Below are 25,755 nucleotides of genomic sequence, written 5' to 3'. Positions count from 1 at the left end.
CCTGCTCGCGATAGCGGCAGATCGGTCACCTCAATGTCGGATGTGCCAACGTCATCGCGAGCAGGCTCGCTCCTACAGGGGATCGCATCAATCGTCGAGCTGGCGGCGTTCTGCTTCAATGGCTTGCGCCAGGGCCTGCGCTTCGGCCTCTTCGTCCGACAGTTCTGGCTCGGGTTTCGTCTGTTCGAGCGCAGCTACAGCAGCCAAAAGCTTTTCCCGGGCTTCGGCAACGCCAAGGATGTCGTCTTCTTGCTCCGGTTCAATGTCCGGCTCAGGCTCAGGCTGTGCCGCTTCGACTTCTGGTTCGATAACCGACTGTTGCGGATCGAACTCAGGCGACACGCCATCACGCAGCAAATCGTCGAAGTCGGTCTTGATCCCCTCCTCCATGCTGTCCAGCTCCAGCAACAGCGTGTGGAAACTGGTCTCTTCCTTGGGCTCTTCCGGCTCGGCGCTGGCGTCGGCCAACTCTTGCAGACCGGCAGGTACGGGCGCGTCATCGAAATCGAGCACCGGATCCGGTTCCAGCTCGCGCAGTTCCGCCAGCGGCGGCAGGTCGTCGAGGTTTTTCAGGTTGAAGTGATCGAGGAACGCCTTGGTGGTGGCGAACATCGCCGGTTTGCCGGGCACGTCGCGGTAGCCGACGATGCGGATCCACTCGCGCTCCATCAAGGTCTTGACGATGTTGCTGTTGACTGCCACGCCCCGCACGTCTTCAATTTCGCCACGGGTAATCGGCTGGCGATAGGCGATCAGGGCCATGGTTTCCAGCATGGCACGGGAGTAACGCTGCGGGCGCTCTTCCCACAGACGCCCGACCCAAGGCGCAAATTTCTCGCGAATCTGCAGGCGATAACCCGAGGCCACTTCCTTCAGTTCAAACGCGCGGCCATCACAGGACTTGGCCAGAATCGCCAGGGCCTTCTTGAACACCGGCGGCTCCGGGCGCTCGCCTTCCTCGAAGAGTTCGAACAGGCTTTCCAGAGATTGCGGCTTTCCCGAAGCCAACAGAAAGGCTTCAAGCAAGGGTGCCAGATCACGGGGTTCAGTCAGGTTCATGTTTCGACTCGTTATTCGGCTCGGGCTCGCACGTGGATCGCGGCAAATGGCTCATTCTGCACCAGCTCGACCAGGGATTCCTTGACCAATTCAAGGATCGCCATAAAGGTCACCACCACCCCCAGGCGCCCTTCTTCAGCAGTGAACAGCTCGACAAACGGCACGAAACCTCCGCCCTTGAGCCGTTCCAGCACATCGCTCATGCGCTCGCGGGTCGACAGCGCCTCGCGGCTGACCTGATGGCTTTCGAACATATCGCCACGGCGCAACACCTCGGCCATGGACAACAGCAGCTCGGACAAGCGTACGTCCGGCAACAGCTTGCGTGCCCGGGCCTCCGGGGCATCAAGCCTGGGCACCACCACATCACGGCCGACACGGCTCAGGCCGTCGATACCTTCGGCGGCAGCCTTGAAGCGCTCGTATTCCTGCAAGCGGCGGATCAGCTCGGCGCGCGGGTCGTCCTCTTCATCCTCGACGGTTTCGGCTCGCGGCAGCAGCATCCGCGACTTGATCTCGGCCAGCATCGCAGCCATCACCAGGTACTCGGCGGCCAGTTCGAGGCGCACCGACTGCATCAACTCGACGTAGCCCATGTACTGGCGGGTGATTTCCGCCACCGGGATGTCGAGAATGTTGATGTTCTGTTTGCGGATCAGGTACAGCAGCAGGTCGAGGGGCCCTTCGAAGGCTTCGAGGAAGACCTCGAGGGCATCCGGCGGGATGTACAGGTCCAGCGGCATTTCCATGACCGCCTGGCCGTAGACCATGGCGAAAGGCAGTTCCTGCTGGGCTCCGGCCTGACTGTCGACGGGTTCTACTGCGGACATCTAGGCCTCGACCATGAACGGCGCAGGGTCGCCGCAGCCAACACGGATCACTTCCGGCTCGCCGTCGGCGAGATTGATCACGGTGGACGCCTTGATCCCGCCGAAGCCGCCGTCGATGATCAGATCGACCTGGTGTTCGAGCAGCTGGCGCATTTCATAGGGATCAAACATGGGGTCGGTTTCACCGGGCATGATCAGACTCACGCTCATCAACGGCTCGCCGAGCTGCTCCAGCAGTGCCAGGGCAATCGGATGGCTCGGCACCCGCAGGCCGATGGTGCGTTTCTTCGGGTGCAACAACAGTCGCGGTACTTCGCGGGTGGCGTTGAGAATGAACGTGTACGGCCCCGGCAAGTGGGCCTTGAGCAAGCGGAAAGTGCCGGTGTCGATCTTGGCAAATAGCCCCAATTGCGACAGATCGCAGCAAATCAGCGCAAAGTTGTGCTTTTCATCCAGCCCGCGCAAACGTCGCACGCGCTCCACAGCCACTTTGTCGCCGATCTGGCAACCAATGGCGTAGGAAGAGTCTGTGGGATAAATCACCACCCCGCCCTTGCGGATGATTTCGACTGCCTGTTTGATCAGACGCGCTTGCGGGTTTTCCGGATGAATCTGGAAAAATTGACTCACATTCTCTACCTGTTCAGACGGCGGCAATAACTGGGTCATGTTTGAATCGACACCATAGTGGTGGCAGATCCTCCGGGAGTGGCCGGTATTCACCGATCTCCGACCAGCCTCCAGGGCCATGAAAATCACTGCCGGCGCTGACCAGCAGACCGAACTCGCGGGCCAGAATGGCCAGGCTGCCCACTTGCTCGGCAGGCTGGTAACCATTGACCACTTCGATGGCGTGGCCCCCTGCTTGAATATAGTCGGCAATCAGGCGGCGACGCTTGCTTCGGGTGAATTCGTAGTGCCAGGGGTGTGCCAGGCTCACCCAGGCTTTGGCTGCGCGCAGGGTTTCAACGGTTTCCTCCAGGGTCGGCCAGTGTTGCTTGACGTCGCCCAGCTTGCCGGCACCCAGCCATTTACGGAACGCCTCGGCGCGATCCTTGACGAAACCTTCACGCACCATCCAGTCGGCGAAATGCGGGCGGGCCGGCGCGTTACCGCTGTCGCCCAGCTCCTGCTGGATCTTGCGGGCGCCTTCCAGCGCCCCCGGCATACCTTTGAGCGCCAGTTTGCGGCTGATTTCCTCGGAGCGCAGCCAACGGCCATCATGCAATCTGGCGATGGCCTCGACCAACGGCGCGGCGTTCACATCAAAACCGTAGCCCAATACATGAATGGTCGCGCCGCCCCAGGTGCAGGACAATTCGACGCCATTGACCAGTTGCATCCCCAGCGCGGTGGCCGCGTGGCGGGCTTCGTCAAGGCCTTCAAGGGTGTCGTGATCGGTCAGGGCCAGGACTCGCACGCCTTTCTCGAACGCCCGCGCCACCAGAACCGCAGGCGCCAAGGCGCCATCGGAGGCCGTGCTATGGCAGTGCAAATCAACATTCACAGGGCTTTGTAACCTCAAATCAGCTGGCGCTATCGCGCGACCATATGTTTGTTATTATGCCGCCACATCCTGCTTCTGGCTGCCACTGTGAAACAATTCATCGATTTCATCCCGCTCCTGCTGTTTTTCATCGTCTTCAAGATCGATCCACGGGTCGTCGACATCGCCGGTCATGAGCTCACTGTAGGCGGTATTTACAGCGCCACCGCGATGTTGATCGTCAGTTCCCTGGTGGTCTACGGCACACTGTTCATCAAGCAGCGCAAGCTGGAGAAGAGCCAGTGGCTGACCCTGATCGCCTGCCTGGTCTTCGGCAGCCTGACGCTCGCCTTCCACAGCGAGACGTTCCTGAAGTGGAAAGCCCCGGTGGTCAACTGGCTGTTCGCCCTGGCGTTCATCGGCAGCCACTTCGTCGGTGACAGCCTGCTGATCAAGCGCATCATGGGCCACGCGTTGACCTTGCCGGAGCCGGTCTGGACGCGTCTGAACATTGCCTGGATCGCCTTCTTCCTGTTTTGCGGTGCCGCCAACCTGTTTGTCGCGTTCACCTTCCAGAGCTACTGGGTCGACTTCAAGGTCTTCGGCAGCCTGGGCATGACTTTGCTGTTCCTGGTCGGCCAGGGCATCTACCTGTCCCGCCATCTGCACGATGCCGATACCACTACGCCAAAAACCGAGGACTGACATGCTTTACGCAATCATTGCCACAGACGTCGCCAACTCCCTGGAAGCCCGCCTGGCCGCACGGCCTGCGCACCTCGAGCGCCTGCAAGTGCTCAAGGGCGAAGGCCGCATCGTTCTGGCCGGCCCAAATCCGGCGGTCGACAGCAATGATCCGGGCGCGGCGGGTTTCACTGGCAGCCTGATCGTCGCCGAATTCGATTCCCTGAGCGCCGCCCAGGCCTGGGCCGACGCTGATCCGTACATCGCCGCAGGCGTCTACGCCAACGTTCTGGTCAAGCCGTTCAAGCAAGTCCTGCCGTAACGTTCTTCTCGCAATTGCCCCCACGCGATGAACCTTGTCGGTTCATCGCGTTCTCAATCGCTCATTATCCTCGTTTGCCGGCCGATAACCTGCCCAATACTCGTATTGGAATCAGGAGTCGCGATGCGCAAGGGTCCGTTGTGTCTGATGTTGGTCACGTTGTCGATCGGGGCGCCCGCCCACGGTGAGGAAAGTGTCGAGGGTGGCAATACGACGCCGCTTTCCTTGAGCGCCGGCGGCCAGATCACCGAGTTGCAACAACGCTTGAAAGAAAGCGAACGGCAACGGGAAGAACTGAGCAACCAATTGCAAACTGCCGATGGCCAACGCGAAAGCCCGCTGCTGGCCCGGTTGCGCCAGGAGAACCAGCGCTTGAAGCTGCAACTCAAGGAAGCCCAGGCCAGCAGTCCGCTGCCACGCCTGCTGACCGACCAGCAACAATGGTTTGTCATTGGTGCCGGGGTAGCGCTATTGGCTCTGCTCTGCGGTATCTTCGCCAGTGGAGCAAGTCGAAAACGTCGACAATGGCTAAATTGAGTGAGTCATGAGCGAGCTGTTACTTATTGATGATGATCAGGAGCTGTGTGAGCTCCTGAGCAGTTGGCTGAGCCAGGAAGGGTTTCAGGTACATGCCTGTCACGACGGCCAGAGCGCACGTCGTGCGCTGGCGGAATCCGCCCCGGCGGCCGTGGTGCTGGATGTGATGTTGCCCGATGGCAGTGGCCTGGAACTGCTAAAGCAGTTGCGCAGCGATCACCCGGATCTGCCGGTGCTGATGCTCTCGGCCCGGGGCGAGCCCCTGGACCGTATCCTCGGCCTGGAACTCGGCGCCGATGATTACCTGGCCAAACCCTGCGATCCACGGGAACTGACCGCCCGCCTGCGCGCTGTGCTGCGTCGTAGCCACCCGGCAGCGGTGTCCAGCCAGATGGAACTGGGCGACCTGTGTTTCAGCCCGGTGCGCGGCGTGGTCAGCATCGATGAGCAAGAATTCACCCTCACCGTCTCCGAAAGCCGCCTGCTGGAAGCCCTGCTCAAGCAACCCGGCGAGCCCCTGGACAAACAGGAACTGGCGCAGATCGCTCTCGGTCGCAAGCTGACCCTGTACGACCGCAGCCTGGACATGCACGTCAGCAACCTGCGCAAGAAGATCGGCCCACACCCCGATGGCCGACCGCGCATCGTCGCCCTGCGCAGCCGCGGCTACTACTACAGCCTCTGAATCCAAGCACGATCTGCAATCCCCCCTGTAGGAGCTGCCGAAGGCTGCGATCTTTTGATCTTTAGCGTCATCACTCACGCCGAAAATCAAAAGATCGCAGCCTGCGGCAGCTCCTACAGGGGAATCGGAAGTTTTGTCAGGTCAGCCGAAAATCATGTTTACCAAAGCTTTACCCTCCGCTGACCGCCGCTGACCTTGATCTGCGTAATCTGCACTCATCCGGAACGTACCGGGAACGAGACAAGGAGATACACCATGCGCAAGACTCTTATCGCTCTGATGTTCGCAGCTGCCCTGCCGACCATTGCCATGGCCATGCCTGAAGGCACCGGCCCGATGGATGGGCCGATGGACGGTTCGCGCCACGGCGGTCAGATGCACGGCATGCACGGCAAAGGCCCGTACAGTGAGCTGGACCTGAGCCGCGAACAGCGCGAGCAGATCCGCAAGATCATGGGCGAGCAGATGCACGAGCGTAAGCAACTGGTCGAGAAGTACCTGGAGAAACTCTCGCCAGCCGACCAGAAAGCCATGAAAGACGAGATGGCCGCGAACCACAAGAAAGCTGAAGCGGACGTGCGCGCCTTGCTGAAGCCGGATCAACAGAAGAAATTCGACGAGATCCAGAAAAAACAGGCTGAGCGTCGTGCCGAGTGGGCTGAGTTCAAAGCCTGGAAAGCGCAACAACCGCAAAAGGCGCAATAATGCGCTAACTCCGGACCCAACGACCAAGCATCGTTGGGTCTGATGTTTTTACTGTAGGAGCGAGCTTGCTCGCGAAAAACGAATAGACAACACGTGCTGCCTGATGCCGCGCGTTATCGTTGACGTCCATCGCGAGCAAGCTCGCTCCTACATAGAATTTTGTGTTTGCTTGAGGACTTTCCGTGCGTTCATTGTTCTGGCGTATCCTGGCCAGTTTCTGGCTGGCCATCGCTCTGGTTGCCGGGCTTTCCATCCTGCTCGGGCACATGCTCAACCAGGATGCCTGGATTCTCAGCCGCCACCCGGGCCTCAATACGCTGGCCGAACAGTGGACGCAAACCTACGAAAGCCAGGGCGAAGACGCCGCCCAGGACATTCTCCAGCAGCGCAAACGCCAGTATCACATCGATGTTCAGGTACTTAACGAAAGTGGCGATCCTGTGGTGCGCGGCACCTTCCCTAAACGTGCGGCGGCCTTTGAGGCGCGACAGAACGATAATGACCGGCGCCTGCCATGGCGGCGTCTGACCGATGAGTTCACCAGCGAAAAAACCGGTGACACCTACCTGTTCATCTACCGCATTCCGCACCCGGAACTGGACGCCTGGCACCGCGAGAGCCTGCTCTGGCCGCTCAGTGCGCTGGGGATCGCCCTGGTGGTGCTGACCCTGTTCAGTCTGCTCGTGACCTTTTCCATCACTCGCCCGCTCAGCCGTCTGCGCGGAGCGGTGCATGACCTTGGCCAAACCACCTATCAACAGAACAGCCTGGTCAAGCTGGCCAACCGTCGCGATGAGTTCGGCGTGCTGGCCAACGACTTCAACCGCATGGGCGCACGCCTGCAAAGCCTGATTGGCAGTCAGCGGCAACTGCTGCGGGATGTGTCCCACGAACTGCGTTCGCCCCTCGCCCGCCTGCGTGTCGCACTGGCGCTGGCCGAACGGGCCACTGCGCAAGAACGGGAGCAGCTCTGGCCGCGCCTGACCCGTGAGTGCGACCGACTGGAGGCGCTGATCAGCGAAATCCTGGTTCTGGCGCGGGTCGACTCCGATAACGCCGGTGCGGAAGAGGTGGATCTGAATGCCTTGCTCAATACCCTGCAAAAGGATGCGCAACTCGGTTCACCCGAGCAGCTCGTCCACCTTGAAGCCGAGTCGCAACTGAATCTGAAGGGATGGCCGACCATGATCGAACGGGCCGTCGACAACTTGCTGCGCAACGCCCAGCGCTTCAATCCGGTGGGTGGCCTGCCGATCGAAATGCAGGCGCTGCGTCAGGGTGAGCGGATCGTCGTGACCGTGCGCGATCACGGGCCCGGGGTCAGTGCCGAATACTTGAGCCAGCTCGGTGAGCCGTTCTATCGGGCACCGGGGCAGACCGCGGCTGGACACGGCCTGGGCCTGGCGATCGCCCGCCGCGCGGCGGAGCGCCATGGTGGCAGTCTGGTGCTGGCCAATCACCCGGAGGGCGGGTTCATTGCCAGCCTGGAATTGCCGTTGGCACCGGGGGCTGTCGTTCAGCCTTAACGTAGTGATGATGTAAAAAAGATTGTTGATTTTCAGGCTTTACCCGGCCAGGCGCTGACAAACTCGGTCAGATCGACCTTCTCGGCCACTCGCGGTTCTTTCTGCGGTGTGCCCAGATACAGGAAAGCAATCACCTGTTCCCCCTCCGTCAAGCCAAGCCCCTTGGCCACATGCGGCGAGTAAGCCAGGTCACCGGTACGCCACACCGCACCAATGCCCTGCGCATAGGCCGCCAGCAAAATCCCGTGGGCCGCACAGCCCGCCGCCAGCAACTGCTCGGACTTCGGATACTTGACGTGATCCTGCAACCGCGCAATCACCACTACCACCAGCGGCGCCCGCAGCGGACCATTGCGCGCCTTGTCGATGGCCGCTTCGCTGACTTCTGCGTCCGAAAGCTTCGCCGCTTCGGCCAGCAACTCGCCCATTTGCTCGCGCGCCGCGCCTTCCACCGTCAGGAAGCGCCACGGCTGCAAGTGACCGTGATCCGGGGCGCGCATGGCGGCGCCAAACAGCACTTCGCGCTGCTCGGCAGTGGGTGCAGGGTCAATCAGTCGTGGAACGGAAACACGGTTGAGCAAAGCGTCGAGAGCCTGCATCGGCTACCTCCTGAAAAATTTGTGCGGCTATTCTAGCGGCAACTGCGGCAGCAGTGCCGGTTTACATGCCCTGCCTCGCGGGTAGAATGGCGCCCTTTCCACTATCAGCCGAGCGGACCTCATGGCGTTGCCGACCTTACGGATCATTGGTTTCATCATCGGCATCTTCCTGATCACGCTGGCGATCTCCATGGTCGTGCCTATGGCCACGCTGGTCATTTTCGACCGCACCAGCGACCTGCCGTCGTTCCTCTGGGCGAGCATGATCACCTTTGTCGCCGGATTAGCGCTGGTGATTCCGGGGCGCCCCGAGCACATTCACCTGCGCCCCCGGGACATGTACCTGCTGACCGTCAGCAGCTGGCTGGTGGTGTGCATCTTTGCCGCGCTGCCGTTCCTGCTGACCCAGCACATCAGCTACACCGACTCCTTCTTCGAAAGCATGTCCGGCATCACCGCCACTGGCGCAACCGTACTCAGCGGCCTGGACACCATGTCCCCCGGCATCCTGATGTGGCGCTCGTTGCTGCACTGGCTCGGCGGCATCGGCTTCATCGGCATGGCGGTGGCGATCCTGCCGCTGTTGCGCATCGGTGGCATGCGGCTGTTCCAGACCGAATCGTCGGACCGCTCGGAAAAAGTCATGCCCCGCTCGCACATGGTGGCGCGCCTGATCGTGGCGGCCTACGTCGGCATTACCATTGTCGGCAGCCTGGCGTTCTGGTGGGCCGGAATGAGCCTGTTCGATGCGGTCAACCACGCGATGTCGGCGATTTCCACCGGCGGTTTCTCCACTTCCGACCAGTCTTTGGCCAAGTGGCCGGAGCCTGCGGTGCATTGGGTCGCGATCGTCATCATGATTCTCGGTGCCCTGCCGTTCACCCTGTATGTCGCCATGTTGCGTGGTAACCGTCGGGCGCTGATCAAGGATGAACAGGTTCAAGGCCTGCTCGGCATGCTGCTGGTGACCTGGCTGGTCCTGGGCACCTGGTATTGGTGGACTACCCAGCTGCATTGGCTGGAGGCGTTGCGGCATGTGGCGCTGAACGTGACGTCGGTGGTGACGACGACCGGTTTCGCACTGGGGGACTACAGCCTGTGGGGTAACTTCTCGCTGATGCTGTTCTTCTATCTGGGGTTTGTCGGCGGTTGCTCCGGCTCGACCGCGGGCGGTATCAAGATTTTCCGCTTCCAGGTGGCCTATATCCTGCTCAAGGCCAACCTTAACCAGCTGATCCACCCGCGGGCGGTGATCAAGCAGAAGTACAACGGTCACCGCCTCGACGAAGAAATCGTGCGTTCGATCCTGACCTTTTCGTTTTTCTTCGCAATCACCATCTGTGTGATTGCGCTGCTGCTGTCGCTGCTTGGCGTGGACTGGATGACTGCCCTCACTGGCGCGGCCAGTACCGTGTCCGGTGTCGGCCCGGGGCTCGGCGAAACCATTGGCCCGGCGGGCAACTTCGCCACCCTGCCGGATGCCGCCAAGTGGATTCTGTCGTTCGGCATGCTGCTGGGCCGACTGGAGATCATTACTGTGTTTGTGCTGTGTATTCCGGCATTTTGGCGTCATTGACCGCGTCAGGTGTTTGCATCAGCCGCATCCGGTACTCGCCGGGTGTGGCGTCGAACCAGCGGCGGAAAGCACGGAAGAAGTTGCTCGGATCGGCAAAACCCAGCAAGTAGGCGATCTCCAGCAAGGTCATGCTCGGTTGCGCCAGGTACTGCTCGGCCAGTTCACGCCGGGTATCGTCCAGCAGCACTTGAAAACTCGTACCCTCTTCCTGCAAACGCCGTTGCAAGGTGCGCTGGGACAGATGCAGCGTCTGCGCCACGGTGTCGCGCTTGGGCTCGCCCTGGGGCAACAGGCGACACAACACCTGCCGCGCCTGGTGGGTCACCCGGCTTTCGGAAAAGCGCGTCAGGTACTCGCCGGCAAAGCGGTCATGCAGCAAGGCCATCGCCTCGTTGGCCGTCGGCAGTGGCGCTTCCATGTCCGCGCGTTCGAAAATCAGCGCATCGTAAGGCGCGTTGAACAGCAGCGGTGCATGGAAGGCTTGTTTATAAGGTTCAAGGTTGACCGGCTCGGCGCCTTGCAGCAACACTTTGCGTGGGTGCAACGTACGCCCGGTCAACCAGCCGCACAGCGCCAGGGCACAGGCCAGTGAAGCTTCGGCGCTTTGCCGGGTCGGCGGCAGATGGTCGCCATGTACCGCCAGAATCAGCGCGTAGCCTTCGTCCAGCAGCTTGAAACTCAGGTCGGCACTTTCGGCGATGATGCGCTGATAGCGCACCAGACGCTGAAAGCCTTCGGCCAGGGTCTGGCTGGACATCAAGGCGTAACCGGCCACATGAAACTGCGCCGGTCGCACCACCTTGCCCATGTTCAGGCCGATGGCCGGATTGCCGGACAGCTCGACCGCACGCTGCCACAGCCGTGTCATGGAATCTTGCGGGAAGCGTGCATCGGGATCATCCAGTGCCGCGTAGTCGAGCCCCAGCTGCTTGAACAGAACCCGACAATCCAGGCCGTCCATCTCCAGCGCTTTGACAATCCCCATCGCCCAGCTTGCAGAAGTCGTTCGTTCGCTCATGGCGTTTTCTTACATGGTGGCCGAATGCTACGGCCATTGACCTAAGGATACTAAAGTGGCGCCTATTGTCACTGGCTGATGCCATTGATCACTCTAGACTCAAATAAGCTACCCGCAGAACAACTTGCAGCAAGAACAATAACCACAGAGATCGCTGTCGTGGAAAACGTCAAACGATTCAACAGCTTTGCAGAGTTCTATCCTTACTACCTCAGTGAGCACAGCAACAGCACCTGCCGCCGTTTACACTTTATCGGCACGACCCTGGTTATCCTGATTCTGACGCTGACCATTGGTCGCGGCGCATGGATGCTGTTGTGGGCCCTCCCTGTGGCGGGTTACAGCTTTGCCTGGGTCGGGCATTTCTTCTTCGAGAAGAACCGCCCGGCAACGTTCCAACACCCCTTCTATAGCCTGCTCGGCGATTTTGTCATGTACCGGGACATGGTTCTGGGGCGCGTTCCGTTCTAGCTGACATCCGTCACAAGAGAGTTGCCTATGAATGCCAATGCCCGCTTCACCCACATGAAGGATGGCACGCAGGAAGACTGGACGATCATCGCCGCAGACTTCAGTGCCTACGCGCGCCAATTGCCGACAAGGATTGTGGCGCACCTGAAGTTGCTGGAGGGTGATTTTGGCGGGTTCCCGGTGGATCGCCTGACCCACTCCCTGCAAACCGCCACCCGCGCCTGGCGCGATGGTCGCGACGAAGAGTACGTGGTCTGTGCCCTGCTCCATGACATTGGCGACACCCTGGGCTCCTACAATCACCCGGATATCGCGGCGGCGATTCTCAAGCCGTTCGTCAGCGCCGAGAACTTGTGGATGGTGGAAAAGCACGGGATTTTCCAGGGCTACTACTTCTTCCATCACCTGGGCATGGATCGGCATCTGCGTGAACAATTCCAGGAGCATCCGCAGTACCAGGCGACCGTCGAGTTCTGTGCCAGGTACGATGCAGCGGCGTTTGACCCGGCATATGACACGCTGCCGTTGAGCTTTTTCGAACCGATGATGGAGCGGTTGTTTGCGCACCCCAGGAACTCGATCTACAAGGCGGCGATGGAAGAGCACGCGCCGGTCTGACAGATCCAGCGGGACCGCTTCGCGGTCCATCGCGAGCAGGCTCGCTCCTACAGGTTTTGCGGCGTCCACAGAATATGTGTTCACTACAGATCTACTGTAGGAGCGAGCCTGCTCGCGATGAGGCCCCCACGGGCACAGTGATTATCAAGCCAGCTCGGCAACCCCAGCCGCCTTCGACTGCGCCTCGCGCGCCTGGGCATCCGCCAACCGGTACAGCTCGATCGAACCATCCCAATGCTCGATCAGCGCCGTGCACGACTCCACCCAGTCGCCGCAATTGAGGTAGTCCACTTCGCCGACCTTGCGAATCTCGGCATGGTGAATGTGCCCGCACACCACGCCGTGCAGCTCGCGTTTGACGCATTCATGGGCGATGGCTTCTTCGAAGTCGCTGATGAAGCTGACCGCCGTTTTCACCTTGTGCTTGAGGTAGGCCGACAGCGACCAGTAGCCGTAGCCATATCGCGCGCGCCAATGATTGAGCCAGCGGTTGAGGGTCAGGGTGAATTCGTAGGCCGAGTCACCGAGAAAGGCCAGCCAGCGATGGTAACGGGTGATCACATCGAACTGGTCGCCATGGATCACCAGCAGATGCCGGCCGTCGGCGGTGACGTGCACGGCTTCGTCCACCAACTGGATATTGCCCAGGATCAGCTTCGAATAGCGGCGCAGGAATTCGTCATGATTACCGGTGACGTAGATCACCTCGGTACCACGCTTGCTCATGGTCAACAGGCGACGGATGACGTTGGTATGCGCTTGCGGCCAGTACATGCCGCCGCGCAGTTTCCAGCCGTCGATGATGTCGCCGACCAGGTAGATTCTGTCCGCGTGGTAACTCTTGAGAAACTGCGACAGGTGTTCCGCCTGGCAATCCCGGGTGCCCAAATGCACGTCGGAAATCCATAAAGTCCGTACGCGTTGTTTACGGGTGGGTTTGGCGAGCTCGGCGCTGGTCATGGGCAACCCTCTGGCAAGTTTTACCAAGTCTGCCCCGGCCCGGTTAATCGTCCATGACAGCGTCAAGTCAGTCCTGTGACAGCGCTTGCAGGTCCGCTCGGTGTAGACTGGCGCCCTGAACCGGGAGACCTGCGATGAGACCGATCCTCACGCTTCGCCAATACAGCCAAGACCTGATCGTCCACAGCCACGAACACGCGCAACTGGTGTTCGGGCTATCGGGTGCGCTGGATTTCGAGGTTGACGGCCGTGGCAGCCAGGTGGTGCAGCAGAGTTTCGTGGTGATACCGTCGGCCGCACATCATGCGTGTGGCAGCCCCAATGGCAGCCGCTGCCTGGTGCTGGATGTGCCCGGCGAACAATGGGTTGCCCAGTCGTTGGGCGATCACGCCGAGTCCAGCCGGCGCTTGCTCGACAACGCCGGCCGACTGTCACTGGATGCCGGGCAAAGCCAATTGGTCAGTTGGCTGGCGAACAGTCCGGTCGATGATCCGCTGATTGCACAACAAGGCGCGGTGCTGCTACTGGCCAGTCTCAATAACGGCAGGCCCGACGCCGTCGGCGGTCGTCGCCTGCCCTATGCCGCGCTGAACGCGCACATCGATCAGTACGCGGCGTACCCGCTGCAAGTGGCCGACCTGGCCCGGGTGGCCGGCCTTTCCAGTGCCCGTTTGCATGCGCGGTTCGTGGCCGAATGCGGGCAGACGCCGATGGACTACATCCGCAGCCGACGCCTGCACATAGCTGTGGGCTTGCTGCGCAACTCGGCGCTGCCCATCGGCGAGATTGCCAGCCGCGTCGGCTACAGTTCCCAGAGTGCCTTTGCGGCGGCGGTGTTGCGCGAGTTCGGGGCATCGCCCGGTAAACTGCGGCGCGAGGCTGGCGACAAAAAACGCTAGCCTGCCGACAGACACAGCGGGGCCACACGGTTCAATGTAGGAGCTGCCGAGGGCTGCGATCTCTTGACGTTGTTTTTCAAGATCAAAGATCGTCCGAACGCGGCCCGAGCCTTCGGCAGCTCCTACATGATTTTACTGTTAAGGATTGCAATGACTCCCCGTACCGCCCTTGGCGCCCTGCATATCGGCGCATTGATGTTCGGCCTGACCGGCGTGTTCGGCAAGCTGGCCGCCGCGTCACCGGCGATCATTGTTTTCGGCCGCGCCGCGTTTGCCGTGCTCGCGCTGGCGTTTTTTGCACGGTTCGCCAGCCAGACGCGCTGGCAGAAACTCGAGGCCATGGACTGGCGTCGCCTGCTGCTCAGCGGCTTGTTGCTGGCCGGGCACTGGGTGAGTTTCTTCATTGCGGTGAAAGTCGCAGGCGTGGCAATTGCGACGCTCGGCTTCGCCAGTTTCCCGGCCTTTACCGTGATCCTCGAAGGGCTGATCTTCCGCGAGCGCATTCGCGCCAATGAGATCGTGCTGGTGCTTCTGGTGAGTGTCGGGCTGGTGCTGGTCACGCCTGATTTTGACCTGGCCAGCGGCGCCACCACCGGCCTGTTGTGGGCCGTGGGTTCCGGTTTGTTGTTCGCCCTGTTATCGCTGACCAATCGTGCCAGTTCCGGGCGCGTCCCGCCCGTGCAGGCAGCGCTGTGCCAGAACGTGGTGGTTGCCCTGTGCCTGCTGCCGGTGGCGGCGCCTCAATTGAGCGAAGTGCGTGCCATCGACTGGCTGTGGATCGGCCTGCTCGGTGTGTTCTGTACCGGTGTCGCCCACAGCCTGTTCGTCGCCAGCCTCGCGGTGATCAAGGCGCGCACCGCCGCCGTGGTGTTCGCCCTGGAGCCGGTCTACGGCATCACCGTCGCCTGGTTGCTGTTCAACGAAAACCCGACCCTGCGCATGTTGCTGGGGGGCGCGCTGATCATTGTGGCGATTGTGGTGTCCAGCAGGTTCTCGATTGGCACAAGCAAGAAAGCCGTCACAGCCGAGGCTGCGTCTCACTGAGTGCGGTCGTTGTGCCCCAGGTCGCGGTCCGGGTCGATCTGGTCACGGACCCGCTGCTTGAGCACTTTGGCCTCAGGAAAGCCACCGTCCGCCTTACGCTCCCAGATCTGCACGGCGTCACAGTAAATATGAAAGACCCCGCCAGTGCCCGGCACCAGGGAGACTTTGCCCAGGTCATCACCAAAGGTGCTGAGCAGTTCCTGGGCCAGCCAGGCCGCACGCAACAGCCACTGGCATTGCGTGCAATAGGTGATGATGATTTCCGGTTTGCTGACGGTCATGATGGGACGTGACTCCAGAGTTTGACGACGCCGCTATGATAGCCCGACCGAAGGCTGCCGAGACGGCGAAGCGGGTTGCGCCTCCAATTCGAACGCAGGCTCGATCATGGTCAGAGCAGCCGACTGCTGGTTCTCGTTTGGGCTGATCACGTCCCAACTCGACGCCATGGACAATTCCTCCAGGTTGAGCCGGTACTCATCGTCAGCGGCGGATTCGCCAGACATCGCCAAATCCGCAACCACCGCCACCGCGGCAGCGACCGGGATGGAATGACGGCTATCGACCCGTTCAAGCTCATCGTTGGCCGGCACCCCGTCGCGATGCACGGTAGCCGGTTGCATGACGGGGGGCCACATCACTGGCTCGGTAAAGAGCTCAGCCAGCGGTTCATGCTGCGACGGCAAAGCCTCTGATGTTGTGGCTCGATGCTGCTGACGGCGAACAAACCAGCCCAGCGCCAGCAATGCCATAAGCGCCGACATACCGGCAATCGGCAGCCAGCCAATCCCGGGGGTTTCAGCCATGGTGGGGGCTGGCGTCGCCACGTCAGAAGCAATGGGTTGTGCCTTTACCTTCTCGAGTTCCGCCAGTTGGGTTTGCAGTTCGGCCAACTGTTTTTTCTGGCCGGCGATCAGCTCATCCTGGCCTTGAAGCTTCGCGTTGAGCTCATCGACAGTGGTTTGCAAGCTGTGGTTTTGCAAGGTGCTGGCGGCCAGTTGTTCGACAGCGGGATCAACCACGGCGACGTCCGGTTCTGGCGTCGTCTTTGTCACGGGTGACGGCGCCATGTCCGGTTGGACACGGGGGAATGCGGACGTTGGGGACCGGAAAACAGGTTCATCGGCGGCAGGTACAACCCCTGGCGTACCCGGCGGATCGATCAGTACCGTGTACTCACGCAGCAATCGCCCATTAGGCTGATTGAGCTGCACGAGGAAATTCAGGAAGGGTTCACTGACCGGTTTGCCGGAGGTCACCTGGATCACGCTGCGATTACCGCGCAGGACCGGGGTGAACGTCAGGTTGTCGAGGAAAACCACCCGGTCGACCCCGGCACGGCTGAACTCGTCTACCGTTGCCAGGCTCACCGACAGTTCGTGCTCCTCCAGGCCAGCCGCATCCACCAGTGCGATATCGGCACGCAGCGGTTGATTCAGCGCCGAATGCAGGGTGATTTCACCCAGGCCCAGCGCAGGCGCCCATGCCGAATAAGTGACAGCGGCCCCGGCCAGTAACCACTGAGAACCACCGCGTAAAACCAATCGCCAGCACTTGAGCATGAGCATCCTTGAGATCTACAGAAACTACACGTACGCATTCGTACATCCGTTACGAACACGATATTGCCGAGTAGTTCTTATAGTCTGGCCAATGCGCTATCTCAAAAACCTGGCGTTCGGTTATGCCTCAGGATTTTTCAAGGTTGCCCAGGATGTGCCCGTGAACCCGCATGCACACCTTCAAGTCTGCCTCATCGACGCCTTCGAAAAGTTCATGACGCAGTTGCGTGGCAATGGTTTCAATTTGTTCGATCAGGGGACGCGCCGGCGCGCAGAGCACAATTTTCTTTGCCCGACGGTCTTCCAGCACGGCCTGGCGTTGCACCAGGCCCTGGCTTTCCAGGCTGTCGAGCAATCGGGCCAGGGTCGGTCCTTCGACGCCGACGCTTTGTGCCAGCTCGCGCTGGGTCGGAGCTTCGTCGAAACGCGCCAGGTGCAGCAGCACCAGCCAGCGCGCCTGGGACAAGCCCATGCCCGCCAGTCGGCGGTCCAGTTCGGCACGCCAGCCGCGGGACATCTGGGCCAATTGCATGCCAAAGCGGTGTTGATCGGTTAACGGCATAAAACACTCAAGATTAGACTGAAATAAATAAAAACTAATTATTAGTCAGCTAAGCATGAGCCTCGACTTGAGGCAAGGCTTGATCTGCACTGAATCGTTACATCAGCCCTACAGATGCCTCAAATCTCGAACTCCGACTGCAAGGCAGCCCGAACGCAGTACAAAACCCCTTCCGGCACTCGGCCCGCGAACAGCGCAGCGATCTCGGAAACCGGCGGCAACTCGCCCTCGCCGTCGAGGAAAGCGTCCTGCACTTCACCCATCAGGTCTTCAGGCAGATCCAGCGCCTGCTCCAACGACAATTGCTGCTTGCCAATCGCTTCGGCCAGCATGGTGTAGACGTTCTTTTCCGAGCACTGCAACTGACCGGCGATCTGCACCGGCGTCATCCCGGCCCGCGCCAACGTGATCAGTTCGTGACGTACGTCGGCCACCACTTTCGGCGCCTCGACCTGGCCGCCGAGCACCTCGAGGAAGGCCTCGCCATAGCGCTCCAGCTTGCGCGCGCCGACGCCGCTGACCGTGGCCATTTCCGCCAGCGAGGTCGGCTGACTGCGCAGCATTTCCAGCAAAGTCGAGTCGGGGAAAATGACATACGGCGGCACGCCATGTTCTTCGGCGAGTTTGCGTCGCAGAGCACGCAAGGCTTCCCACTTTTCGCGCTCCTCGCCGCGGACCAGTTGGCTCGCCTGGCTCTTGCTGCTTTTCGCAGTGGTTTGCGCCTTGAGATCACGGCGCAGCTCCAGGGTCACTTCACCTTTGAGTAGCGGCCGACACGTATCGCTCAGACGCAGACCGCCATAGCCCTCATGGTCAACATCGGCCAGACCGCGAGCCACCAATTGGCGGAACAGGGAGCGCCACTCGCCTTCGGCCCTCGCCTTGCCGACTCCAAACACCGACAGATGCTGATGGCCGAAGTTGCGGACCTTTTCGTTGTCCTTGCCGAGCAGTACATCCACCAGGTGCCCGACCCCGTAGCGCTGACCGGTGCGGTAGATCGCCGACAGCGCCTGACGCGCAGGCTCGGTGGCATCCCAGGTCTGCACGCCGTCGACACAATTGTCGCAATGCCCGCAAGGCTCGGGCATGTCTTCGTCGAAGTAGGCCAGCAGCGTTTGCCGACGGCAGCGGGTTTCTTCGCAGAGCGAGAGCATGGCGTCGAGCTTGTGCTGCTCCAGGCGCTTGTGGCGCTCGTCGCCTTCGGAGTTCTGCAGCATCTGCTTGAGCATCACCACGTCTTGCAGGCCGTAGGCCATCCAGGCATCCGCCGGCAGGCCGTCACGGCCGCCACGACCGGTTTCCTGATAGTAGGCTTCGAGGGATTTCGGCAAATCGAGGTGCGCGACAAAACGCACGTTGGGCTTGTCGATGCCCATGCCGAACGCCACCGTGGCAACCATGATCAGGCCTTCCTCATTGAGGAAGCGTTTCTGGTGGTGGGCCCGCGTGTCATTGGGCAGGCCGGCGTGGTACGGCAGTGCCGGGAAGCCTTGTTCACTGAGGAACACCGCTACTTCATCGACTTTCTTGCGTGAAAGGCAATAGACAATGCCTGCATCGCTGCGCCGCTCGGCGAGGAACGCCAGCAACTGTTTGCGCGGCTGTTCCTTGGGCACGATGCGATAAAAGATGTTCGGCCGGTCGAAACTCGACAGGAAGCGCTCGGCATTCTGCAAATGCAGGCGGGTGACGATTTCTTCGCGGGTACGCTTGTCGGCGGTGGCGGTCAGGGCTATGCGCGGCACATCGGGGAACATTTCCGCCAACTGGCCCAGTTGCAGGTATTCCGGACGGAAATCGTGGCCCCATTGCGACACGCAGTGTGCTTCGTCGATGGCGAACAAGGCGATGTTCAGCCCCTGCAGAAATGACAGCATGCGCGGCTGGACCAGACGCTCCGGCGCCAGATAGAGCATTTTCACTTCACCGCGGCGGATGCGGGCGGCGAGGTCGCGCTGCTGCTCGGCGCTGAGGGTGGAGTTCAACGCGGCGGCGGCCACGCCCAGCTCTTCGAGGGTAGCGACCTGATCGTCCATCAGTGCGATCAGCGGCGAGACCACTACCGCCAGGCCTTCGCGCAACAGTGCCGGAACCTGGAAGCACAGGGATTTGCCGCCCCCGGTAGGCATCAGGACCAGGGCATCGCCGCCACTGGCCACGCGCTCAATGATTGCACCCTGGCGGTCACGGAAACTGTCGTAGCCGAAGATGTCCTTGAGGACGCGTTGAGCCTGTTCGAGCATAAAAACTCCAAAAATCACCGAAACATCCCTGCAAGGCTGGTTCAGAACCATTAACGCTGCACTGATAAATCGTAAGTGCGCATTGCATGACGCCTCACATCTCAGCCGAGACGCCAGCAGGGCATCACAAAACGCGCGAGTATACCCGAGCCCTGTCAGGCAAAGGGTGCCGCTGATAAGTCAAACCTGATCCGGTAGGAGCTGCCGAAGGCTGCGATCTTTTGATCTTGTCTTTAAAAAGAAAAATCAAAAGATCGCAGCCTTCGGCAGCTCCTACGGGAAGGGACCACGGGCAAATATGCCGTGCGGCTGGCCCAAGCGCTCAAGAAGGCCTAGAATTCCCGCATCGAACATTCCCCAAGGTAGTCCTTTAATGTCCTTCGCTGAGCAACTAACCCGCCTGCAAGTCTTCCTCGACGCCGATGAACTGCATGACGAGGCGCTGGACTACGTGGCCGCCCACGGCTACCTCACCGCGCTGTCGATCTGTTCCGAAGTCGTTCCTGATCGTGAGTGGATCGATGCCCTCTTCGCCGAGGAGCCGCACTACAGCAGCGAAGCCCAGCGCGAAGAGATCGAAGCCACCCTGATTGGTCTCAAGGCGCACATCGCTCGCCAACTGGCCTCCGATGAAGAGTTCGAACTGCCATGCGACCTCGACCTGGGCGACGACCCGGATGATTCCGACCTGCGCGGCTGGTGCATCGGCTTCATGGAAGGCGTATTCCTGCGCGAAGCGGCCTGGTTCGAAAGCGCCGAAGAAGAAGTCAGCGAAATGCTGCTGCCGATCATGGTCGGTTCGGGCCTGTTCGACGAGCAGCCGGAGTTCGAAGACATCGCCAAAGATGCCAACCTGATGGACGACATGATCGTGCAGATCCCGGAAGCCCTGACCGCGCTGTACCTGCTGTGCAACGCACCAGACGAAAAACCGGCGATTCTCAAGCCTCGTCACCACTAAGATCCGGCCTATGGACAACCCCATAGGCAACCGCCTTCTGATGTTGCGCTACGTGCTGCTGGCCATCGGCTGGCTGAGCGTGGCGCTGGGGGTGATCGGGATTTTCCTGCCGGTATTGCCCACCACCCCTTTCCTGCTGCTGGCGGCCGCCTGCTTTGCCCGCAGTTCGCCGCGCTTCTATCAGTGGTTGGTTGAGCATCCCCGGCTGGGTCCTTGGATTCGCGACTACCTCGACGGCAAAGGCATTCCGCTCAAGGGCAAGGCCTACGCCATCGGCTTGATGTGGGCGAGCATCCTGTTCTCCTGCTATCTGGTGCCGCTGCCCTGGGCACGGGGGTTCATGTTGACCAGTGCGGTGCTGGTGACCTTCTACATCCTCAAGCAGAAAACCCTGCGCAAATCCTGAAGTCTCCCATAGCCATTTGTGGCGAGCCCCGTCCGACGACCTGCCCTGTCGAGCCCAAAACACCACCTAAACTCCACAAACCTACACTCGAGCAGCCAGACATGGCCCGCAGTCTGCGTAGTCCAGGATGGCCAGCGCTCCGACTTCGGCTCGGCGGCTGGATGCTGCTGGCCGGTTTGCTACTGACTGCATTCAACGGGGTCCGAGCCGACTGGGATTTTTCACGGATTCTGCAAACCGTTGAACAACGCTACGGCCCGCCGGGACCGGCGCGAGGCCGGATCGAAGCGTGGAGTCAAATGCTGCAGAGCACACGCAGCGCGCCCGAACCAGAGCAACTCAACGCGGTGAACCGCTTCTTCAATCAGCAGCTGAACTTTCAGGACGACACGCGCATCTGGCAACAGACCGATTATTGGGCCACCCCCGTCGAAGCCCTGATCAAGGGCGCCGCCGACTGCGAAGACTATGCCCTGGCGAAATACTTCAGCCTGCGCCGACTCGGCATTCCCAGCGAAAAACTGCGCATCACCTACGTCAAGGCCCTGAGTCAGAACCGGGCGCATATGGTGCTGACGTTCTACAGCACCCCCACGACCGACCCGCTGGTACTGGACAACCTGATCGGCGATATCCGCCCCGCGTCCCAACGCAAAGACCTGCTACCGGTGTACGCCTTCAATGCCGAAGGCCTGTACCTGCCGGGCAAGAACGGCGGCCAGCGCAGCAGCGACCCGAAAAAACTGTCGCGCTGGCAGGACGTGTTGAAAAAGATGCAAGCCGAAGGCTTCGACATAGGGGACGGCTGACCGCCATGGCAAGGAGCGATGTATGACACTGCGTAAACAGCTGTTCCTGGCCATCTGCCTGTTCCTGTTGGTGGCGTTCAGCGGCAATTTTTTTGCCAGCCTGGAAAGCTCCCGCGAGCAAACCCTCAGTCAACTGCGCGCCCACGCCCAGGACGCAGCCACCGCGCTGGGGCTGTCACTGACCGCACAGGTCGATGACCCGGCCATGATGGAGCTGATGGTCAGTTCGATTTTCGACAGCGGCTATTTCAGCAGCATCCGCATCATCAGGCTCAAGGATAAGCAAACCCTGGTGGAGCGCAGCGCACCGACGAAAATCGAAGGTGCACCTGACTGGTTCGTCAACCTGGTCGACCTGCGCCCGGAAGGTGGCGACGCCTTGATCATGCGCGGCTGGGAACAGCTGGCACGGGTCGAAGTACTGAGCAATCCGCAATTTGCCCTGGCCAAGCTCTGGGACAGCACCCTCGGCAGCCTGATCTGGTTGCTATTGTGCGGGCTGTTCAGCGCGGTGCTTGGAGGATGGATGCTGCGCCGGCAATTGCGCCCACTCGACAGCATGGTCCGACAGGCTGAAGCCATCAGTAAACGCGAATTTCTCAGCCTGCCGAAACTGCCGCGCACACCGGAGTTGAAACGGGTGGTGCTGGCGATGAACCAGATGGTCGAGAAGCTCAAGGCGCTGTTCGCCGAAGAAGCCGTACGCAGCGAAAAACTGCGGGCCGAATCCTATCTGGACAGCCTCACCGGCCTGGCCAACCGGCGCCTGCTCGACGAACAACTGGCCGACCATTTGTGCGTGTGTGAACAGAGCCGCGATGGCCATTTGCTGATGCTGCGGATCAACGACCTGAACGGGCTCAACCAGCGACTGGGTGGCCAACGAACTGACGCGCTGATCCGTGCCGTGGGCGAATTGCTCAAGCGCCTGACTCAATTGCCGGAGCGTCGCACCTGGCTGGCGGCGCGCAATCGGGGCGGCGAATTCAGCCTGCTGACACCGGGTCTGGACGCTGAAAATGCCGCGCGCCTGGCCGCCGATGTCAGCGTCAGCCTGGAGAACCTGCGCCTGACCGGCGCCAGCGATTGCATGCCCGTCGCCCACTTGGGCGTTGTCGCCTACCGCCCCGGAGAGCCGATCAGCAACGTACTCCTGCGCCTTGACCAGGCACTGACCGAGTCCCGGCAGCATCCCGAGCGCCCCTGGGTGCATTTGAGCCATCGTGACACGGCACCGAATCACTCCCAGCACGACTGGCGCACCTGGATCGACGATGCCTTGACCGAAGGCAAAATGCAGCTGTACTTCCAGCCCGTAGTGCAATGCGCCGACACCCGCCAGGTGCTGCATCACAAGGTGCTCGCACGCCTGCTCGACCCACAGGGCGAGGCGATTGCCGCCGGGCATTTCCTGCCGTGGATCGAGCGTCTCGGCTGGTCGGCACGGTTCGACCTGGCGATGCTCGAAGCCACGCTGGACGATCTGGTGCTCAACCGCAGACCCTTGGCACTGAGCCTGTCCGGCAGCACCCTGCGCGACCCGGAGCAATGGCGAACGATCCTCGACCTGCTGGACTCTCTGCCCGAACTGGCGCCACTGCTGACCCTGGAAATCGACGAGCGCCAATTGCCGCCCCCCGAAGAACTGCAGCGTTTGAGCCACAGCCTGCTTGCCAGCGGTTATCGCATCGGCCTGCAACACTTTGGCGGGCGCTTCAGCCAAATCGGCAACCTCACTCAATTGGGTTTGGCGTATCTGAAAATCGATGGGGCCTACATTCGCAACATCGACGAGCAGCCTGACAAGCGGCTGTTCATCGAGGCAGTTTACCGGACGACCAACAGCATCGATTTGCCATTGATTGCGGAGCAAGTAGAAACCCAAGGGGAGTTGGAGGTGATCAGGGCACTGGGGGTGTTTGGCGTAACGGGGCGCTTGATCGGATCGCCAAAGCCGATGTGAGGTATTTGAGGATAACCCGATCGACGGAGCCATCCCCAAACGCGTCAACTACATGGTTTATGGCTCCAGAAACAACGAAAGCTGGTCTTTGTGGAAGCAAGAACTCTTCCAACCTTCAACGCAAACTCACCACGTGTTTGGGCTGGGCAGATTATATTCCAAGTCATACTGCCGGTTGGAAAATTGAAGGCAGGATCGTTCTAAAAGTAACTTCCATTAAGATTTCACCGCTTTTTCCCAATATAAATACATTGAACCCAGTGATGAGCTGTCCGACTTAGCAACAATGCACATAATCGCCACTGTCAAAAATACCAGTTAAATCAGAATAAATCGCCACAAGAAAACATTTTATAAATTTTATACAAGTGACACCACCCACTTCCCGAAAACCAACAAACACCTAGTAATTATGACAGTAGCCACCGGAACCACTTCGAGTCTTAATTGACTTCGTTTCCCTCAACAGCAAATGGAGTCATCAACATGATCACCAAAACACCGAGTACCTCGGAGCTATCCCCTGATTCACCATTTGAAGTGACAACACCTGTAACTTTCGATGAAGTCCGCGATTCTAGCGATAATCTCGTTGGCGAAAATGGCACCACATACGATAAGACCCTGACCTTCAAGGGCACGTCCGAGGTAAATACCGCCCTCTGGTTGCGCGATAACGCGATCAGAATTACTGATATGACCAGCAATGCTTCCGGCATTTGGGAAAAGAATTTTACGCTGTCAGACTTCAAGCGCTACAGAATGTCCGCTTTGGAAAAACTCCCGCCGCAGAATAGCTCCCGAGATAAAACCTTTGTCCTGGCGACCGAAACACCCATTATCAATTCCGTCGCAGGCAAGGACGGTGCTATCGAAGACGGCGACATCTACGACGGCGATTGGGTAGAAATCACCGGCAACGCGCCCCCCGACGTTGAAGTAGAAGCCTTCAATGGCGACGCGACAACGAGCAAGAAAGCATTGGTTAATGCTGACGGGCTGTTCAAACTGACCTTGGATGAGCTGAAAACAGGGCCATACCGCATCAAGATCAAGGCACCGAATAACAAAGAGTCCACTGTGTTCATGTTTACAGTGGCCGCGAGCATGCCGCTGAGTCTTGACGATGTGCTGGAGGACGATGGGACCAGTGTGGAAGAGAGCGATACCACCATCCAGACAACCCTGACCATCAAAGGCAAGGCTCGGAAAAATGGTGAGCTGACATTGCTCGGTGGACAACCGGCGCCAGTGACAGTGACAGCGAATGATTCCGGAGTCTGGGAGCATACATTCAGGGATTTGCTCGTGAACTCCTACAGTCTGACCGCTCGAACCAACTATAGCCCAGTGGAAACGACTCTCCCGCGGACTTTCACCGTGGTACGGGACGTCGAACTTGGCCTGGACGAAGTTCTTGAATCCGAAGAGGGTCCCGCTGTCCCTGAGACCGGCACCACCTACAAAGATCTGTTGATCATCAAGGGCCATGCCCGCCCCGGCAAGAGCATTCAGCTACTCAATGGTGGCACTCCAATAGAAGGTGCCACCGTAACAACTGACCCCGAAAATGGCGCCTGGAAAATTCCGCTGAACGTGTCCGAAGGTGCTTACAGCCTTACAGCAAAAGCGAACTATGGCGAAGGGGACGTCACAGCGCCCCCATACACCTTTAGCGTGGAATCAACTGTAAAGCCGCACAGCACCCGTATCTACGATACAAACGGCCTGATCGAGGATAACGGTAGCACCACGCAAACCTATATTTATGTCAGGGGCGTTGCTGCTCCATCAGAAGCGATCAAGCTCAAGATCAACGGAGTCATTGATGAAAAGGCAGAACCTACAAATGATAAGGGAGATTGGGTCAAGCTCGTCTCTGGACTGACCCCTGGAACCCGGTATGCGATTAGCGCGGTAGCCCAGTACGGCGATAACGCAGAGTCTAATACATGGACCATTACTGTGCGCCAGTAAAGGACTCCAATGAGCGTTGATCAAAACTGAATGCAGGCAACAGAAAAAAACCGCTCAGTCAGGCTGTGTGAAAACCTGGCAATCTGCATCGCGGTTTAAGAGAATGCCCCGTATCGAAAGATACGGGGCATTAATGAGATGGTCACCCCCACACCCTGCGAGGGCTACGCTTTCGCAGGGTGTTTTGTTTTCGGAGGCCATCATCATGAGCGAGTCAGCGTTGATCGGTATCGATCTCGGCAAACACTGT

27 protein-coding genes are annotated in these 25,755 nt (G+C 59.9%); 16 read left to right on the top strand and 11 right to left on the bottom strand.

Annotated elements, in window-relative coordinates; translation table 11 throughout:
* Positions 1-87: 87 nt before the first annotated feature.
* The 4 genes from scpB to KW849_RS27750 are packed head-to-tail and all read right to left on the bottom strand — an operon-like array spanning position 88 to position 3,396.
* Positions 88-1,059: an SMC-Scp complex subunit ScpB gene (gene scpB / locus KW849_RS27765; RefSeq protein ID WP_218432617.1), complete on the bottom strand. Its 972-nt coding sequence runs from the start codon at positions 1,057-1,059 to the stop codon at positions 88-90.
* An 11-nt stretch (positions 1,060-1,070) separates the two neighbouring features.
* Positions 1,071-1,829, bottom strand: coding sequence for a ScpA family protein (locus KW849_RS27760; protein WP_218432798.1), 759 nt, complete (start codon positions 1,827-1,829; stop codon positions 1,071-1,073).
* Between the two features lie 60 nt (positions 1,830-1,889).
* Complete coding sequence (locus KW849_RS27755) at positions 1,890-2,519, bottom strand: L-threonylcarbamoyladenylate synthase (protein ID WP_108218704.1); 630 nt, start codon at positions 2,517-2,519, stop codon at positions 1,890-1,892.
* Between the two features lie 13 nt (positions 2,520-2,532).
* Positions 2,533-3,396, bottom strand: a complete 864-nt coding sequence (locus KW849_RS27750) for a PHP domain-containing protein (RefSeq protein ID WP_218432616.1) — start codon at positions 3,394-3,396, stop codon at positions 2,533-2,535.
* 87 nt (positions 3,397-3,483) lie between these two features.
* On the opposite strand from KW849_RS27750, the gene KW849_RS27745 reads away from it, so the two are divergent.
* The 6 genes from KW849_RS27745 (at position 3,484) to KW849_RS27720 (ending at position 7,834) form a co-directional block, all read left to right on the top strand.
* Positions 3,484-4,080 carry a septation protein A gene (locus KW849_RS27745; protein ID WP_102699472.1) on the top strand — a complete coding sequence of 199 codons (597 nt, stop codon included), beginning with the start codon at positions 3,484-3,486 and terminating at the stop codon, positions 4,078-4,080.
* Between the two features lies 1 nt (position 4,081).
* Positions 4,082-4,381, top strand: a complete 300-nt coding sequence (locus KW849_RS27740) for a YciI family protein (protein WP_108218598.1) — start codon at positions 4,082-4,084, stop codon at positions 4,379-4,381.
* A gap of 123 nt (positions 4,382-4,504) precedes the next feature.
* Positions 4,505-4,918 (top strand): translation initiation factor 2, encoded by a 414-nt coding sequence (locus KW849_RS27735; protein ID WP_218432615.1) that lies wholly within the window; start codon positions 4,505-4,507, stop codon positions 4,916-4,918.
* Between the two features lie 7 nt (positions 4,919-4,925).
* Positions 4,926-5,603 (top strand): response regulator transcription factor, encoded by a 678-nt coding sequence (locus KW849_RS27730; RefSeq protein ID WP_218432614.1) that lies wholly within the window; start codon positions 4,926-4,928, stop codon positions 5,601-5,603.
* 255 nt (positions 5,604-5,858) lie between these two features.
* Positions 5,859-6,308: a Spy/CpxP family protein refolding chaperone gene (locus tag KW849_RS27725; RefSeq protein ID WP_218432613.1), complete on the top strand. Its 450-nt coding sequence runs from the start codon at positions 5,859-5,861 to the stop codon at positions 6,306-6,308.
* A 182-nt stretch (positions 6,309-6,490) separates the two neighbouring features.
* Positions 6,491-7,834, top strand: a complete 1,344-nt coding sequence (locus KW849_RS27720) for a HAMP domain-containing sensor histidine kinase (protein WP_218432612.1) — start codon at positions 6,491-6,493, stop codon at positions 7,832-7,834.
* Between the two features lie 32 nt (positions 7,835-7,866).
* On the opposite strand, the gene KW849_RS27715 is transcribed toward KW849_RS27720, so the two are convergent.
* Positions 7,867-8,433 (bottom strand): NAD(P)H nitroreductase, encoded by a 567-nt coding sequence (locus tag KW849_RS27715; RefSeq protein WP_218432608.1) that lies wholly within the window; start codon positions 8,431-8,433, stop codon positions 7,867-7,869.
* Positions 8,434-8,554: 121 nt separating this feature from the next.
* Between KW849_RS27715 and KW849_RS27710 the strand changes: the two genes are divergently transcribed.
* Positions 8,555-10,009, top strand: coding sequence for a TrkH family potassium uptake protein (locus KW849_RS27710; RefSeq protein WP_218432606.1), 1,455 nt, complete (start codon positions 8,555-8,557; stop codon positions 10,007-10,009).
* Here KW849_RS27710 and KW849_RS27705 read toward each other — a convergent pair.
* Positions 9,966-11,027 carry an AraC family transcriptional regulator gene (locus KW849_RS27705; RefSeq protein WP_218432604.1) on the bottom strand — a complete coding sequence of 354 codons (1,062 nt, stop codon included), beginning with the start codon at positions 11,025-11,027 and terminating at the stop codon, positions 9,966-9,968. The genes KW849_RS27710 and KW849_RS27705 overlap by 44 nt on opposite strands.
* 159 nt (positions 11,028-11,186) lie before the next feature.
* On the opposite strand from KW849_RS27705, the gene KW849_RS27700 reads away from it, so the two are divergent.
* Both KW849_RS27700 and KW849_RS27695 read left to right on the top strand, forming a co-directional pair.
* Positions 11,187-11,498 (top strand): DUF962 domain-containing protein, encoded by a 312-nt coding sequence (locus tag KW849_RS27700; RefSeq protein WP_218432602.1) that lies wholly within the window; start codon positions 11,187-11,189, stop codon positions 11,496-11,498.
* 27 nt (positions 11,499-11,525) lie between these two features.
* Positions 11,526-12,116: an HD domain-containing protein gene (locus tag KW849_RS27695; RefSeq protein WP_218432600.1), complete on the top strand. Its 591-nt coding sequence runs from the start codon at positions 11,526-11,528 to the stop codon at positions 12,114-12,116.
* A 144-nt stretch (positions 12,117-12,260) separates the two neighbouring features.
* Here KW849_RS27695 and KW849_RS27690 read toward each other — a convergent pair whose 3' ends face one another.
* Positions 12,261-13,076: a UDP-2,3-diacylglucosamine diphosphatase gene (locus tag KW849_RS27690; RefSeq protein WP_218432598.1), complete on the bottom strand. Its 816-nt coding sequence runs from the start codon at positions 13,074-13,076 to the stop codon at positions 12,261-12,263.
* Between the two features lie 134 nt (positions 13,077-13,210).
* On the opposite strand from KW849_RS27690, the gene KW849_RS27685 reads away from it, so the two are divergent.
* Entirely contained in the window at positions 13,211-13,975 is a 765-nt protein-coding gene (locus KW849_RS27685) for an AraC family transcriptional regulator (RefSeq protein WP_218432596.1), read from the top strand.
* 150 nt (positions 13,976-14,125) lie between these two features.
* Positions 14,126-15,019, top strand: a complete 894-nt coding sequence (locus KW849_RS27680; protein WP_218432594.1) for a DMT family transporter — start codon at positions 14,126-14,128, stop codon at positions 15,017-15,019.
* Here the strand turns inward: KW849_RS27680 and KW849_RS27675 are convergent.
* From KW849_RS27675 to recQ, 4 genes are all read right to left on the bottom strand, one after another.
* A complete protein-coding gene (locus KW849_RS27675) occupies positions 15,013-15,300 on the bottom strand; it encodes a SelT/SelW/SelH family protein (RefSeq protein ID WP_056721456.1) in 288 nt (95 codons plus the stop codon). The genes KW849_RS27680 and KW849_RS27675 overlap by 7 nt on opposite strands.
* Positions 15,301-15,333: 33 nt before the next feature.
* Complete coding sequence (locus tag KW849_RS27670; RefSeq protein ID WP_218432593.1) at positions 15,334-16,581, bottom strand: FimV family protein; 1,248 nt, start codon at positions 16,579-16,581, stop codon at positions 15,334-15,336.
* Between the two features lie 127 nt (positions 16,582-16,708).
* Positions 16,709-17,143: a MarR family transcriptional regulator gene (locus tag KW849_RS27665; protein ID WP_150724407.1), complete on the bottom strand. Its 435-nt coding sequence runs from the start codon at positions 17,141-17,143 to the stop codon at positions 16,709-16,711.
* A 119-nt stretch (positions 17,144-17,262) separates the two neighbouring features.
* Positions 17,263-19,389 (bottom strand): DNA helicase RecQ, encoded by a 2,127-nt coding sequence (gene recQ, locus KW849_RS27660; protein WP_218432592.1) that lies wholly within the window; start codon positions 19,387-19,389, stop codon positions 17,263-17,265.
* Between the two features lie 373 nt (positions 19,390-19,762).
* Here recQ and KW849_RS27655 point away from each other — a divergent pair, with 373 nt between their 5' ends.
* From KW849_RS27655 to KW849_RS27635, 5 genes are all read left to right on the top strand, one after another.
* Positions 19,763-20,350 (top strand): YecA family protein, encoded by a 588-nt coding sequence (locus KW849_RS27655; RefSeq protein ID WP_095058966.1) that lies wholly within the window; start codon positions 19,763-19,765, stop codon positions 20,348-20,350.
* Positions 20,351-20,360: 10 nt separating this feature from the next.
* On the top strand, positions 20,361-20,756 hold the full coding sequence (locus tag KW849_RS27650) for a YbaN family protein (protein WP_218432590.1): 396 nt from the start codon (positions 20,361-20,363) through the stop codon (positions 20,754-20,756).
* A 101-nt stretch (positions 20,757-20,857) separates the two neighbouring features.
* The gene (lapG, locus tag KW849_RS27645) at positions 20,858-21,565 is read left to right on the top strand and encodes a cysteine protease LapG (protein ID WP_218432588.1); all 708 of its coding nucleotides are present in this window, start codon (positions 20,858-20,860) and stop codon (positions 21,563-21,565) included.
* 22 nt (positions 21,566-21,587) lie between these two features.
* A complete protein-coding gene (gene lapD, locus KW849_RS27640) occupies positions 21,588-23,528 on the top strand; it encodes a cyclic di-GMP receptor LapD (protein WP_218432584.1) in 1,941 nt (646 codons plus the stop codon).
* Positions 23,529-24,014: 486 nt separating this feature from the next.
* Positions 24,015-25,505, top strand: a complete 1,491-nt coding sequence (locus KW849_RS27635) for a carboxypeptidase-like regulatory domain-containing protein (RefSeq protein ID WP_218432583.1) — start codon at positions 24,015-24,017, stop codon at positions 25,503-25,505.
* The last annotated feature ends 250 nt before the right edge of the window (positions 25,506-25,755 follow it).

Origin of the sequence: Pseudomonas sp. PDM26 (assembly GCF_019219185.1) — a bacterium.
Lineage (GTDB): Bacteria > Pseudomonadota > Gammaproteobacteria > Pseudomonadales > Pseudomonadaceae > Aquipseudomonas.
Note: the sequence above shows the minus strand (reverse complement) of the source record. Positions and strands in the feature narration are given on the sequence as shown.

Excerpts from the sequence above, each read along its gene's own strand:
- scpB (WP_218432617.1), bottom strand. The coding sequence starts at position 1,059 with ATGAACCTGACTGAACCCCGTGATCTGGCACCCTTGCTTGAAGCCTTT.
- KW849_RS27760 (WP_218432798.1), bottom strand. The coding sequence starts at position 1,829 with ATGGTCTACGGCCAGGCGGTCATGGAAATGCCGCTGGACCTGTACATC.
- KW849_RS27740 (WP_108218598.1), top strand. The coding sequence starts at position 4,082 with ATGCTTTACGCAATCATTGCCACAGACGTCGCCAACTCCCTGGAAGCC.
- KW849_RS27735 (WP_218432615.1), top strand. The coding sequence starts at position 4,505 with ATGCGCAAGGGTCCGTTGTGTCTGATGTTGGTCACGTTGTCGATCGGG.
- KW849_RS27730 (WP_218432614.1), top strand. The coding sequence starts at position 4,926 with ATGAGCGAGCTGTTACTTATTGATGATGATCAGGAGCTGTGTGAGCTC.
- KW849_RS27725 (WP_218432613.1), top strand. The coding sequence starts at position 5,859 with ATGCGCAAGACTCTTATCGCTCTGATGTTCGCAGCTGCCCTGCCGACC.
- KW849_RS27715 (WP_218432608.1), bottom strand. The coding sequence starts at position 8,433 with ATGCAGGCTCTCGACGCTTTGCTCAACCGTGTTTCCGTTCCACGACTG.
- KW849_RS27710 (WP_218432606.1), top strand. The coding sequence starts at position 8,555 with ATGGCGTTGCCGACCTTACGGATCATTGGTTTCATCATCGGCATCTTC.
- KW849_RS27705 (WP_218432604.1), bottom strand. The coding sequence starts at position 11,027 with ATGAGCGAACGAACGACTTCTGCAAGCTGGGCGATGGGGATTGTCAAA.
- KW849_RS27695 (WP_218432600.1), top strand. The coding sequence starts at position 11,526 with ATGAATGCCAATGCCCGCTTCACCCACATGAAGGATGGCACGCAGGAA.
- KW849_RS27690 (WP_218432598.1), bottom strand. The coding sequence starts at position 13,076 with ATGACCAGCGCCGAGCTCGCCAAACCCACCCGTAAACAACGCGTACGG.
- KW849_RS27685 (WP_218432596.1), top strand. The coding sequence starts at position 13,211 with ATGAGACCGATCCTCACGCTTCGCCAATACAGCCAAGACCTGATCGTC.
- KW849_RS27680 (WP_218432594.1), top strand. The coding sequence starts at position 14,126 with ATGACTCCCCGTACCGCCCTTGGCGCCCTGCATATCGGCGCATTGATG.
- KW849_RS27675 (WP_056721456.1), bottom strand. The coding sequence starts at position 15,300 with ATGACCGTCAGCAAACCGGAAATCATCATCACCTATTGCACGCAATGC.
- KW849_RS27670 (WP_218432593.1), bottom strand. The coding sequence starts at position 16,581 with ATGCTCAAGTGCTGGCGATTGGTTTTACGCGGTGGTTCTCAGTGGTTA.
- KW849_RS27665 (WP_150724407.1), bottom strand. The coding sequence starts at position 17,143 with ATGCCGTTAACCGATCAACACCGCTTTGGCATGCAATTGGCCCAGATG.
- recQ (WP_218432592.1), bottom strand. The coding sequence starts at position 19,389 with ATGCTCGAACAGGCTCAACGCGTCCTCAAGGACATCTTCGGCTACGAC.
- KW849_RS27655 (WP_095058966.1), top strand. The coding sequence starts at position 19,763 with ATGTCCTTCGCTGAGCAACTAACCCGCCTGCAAGTCTTCCTCGACGCC.
- KW849_RS27650 (WP_218432590.1), top strand. The coding sequence starts at position 20,361 with ATGGACAACCCCATAGGCAACCGCCTTCTGATGTTGCGCTACGTGCTG.
- lapG (WP_218432588.1), top strand. The coding sequence starts at position 20,858 with ATGGCCCGCAGTCTGCGTAGTCCAGGATGGCCAGCGCTCCGACTTCGG.
- lapD (WP_218432584.1), top strand. The coding sequence starts at position 21,588 with ATGACACTGCGTAAACAGCTGTTCCTGGCCATCTGCCTGTTCCTGTTG.
- KW849_RS27635 (WP_218432583.1), top strand. The coding sequence starts at position 24,015 with ATGATCACCAAAACACCGAGTACCTCGGAGCTATCCCCTGATTCACCA.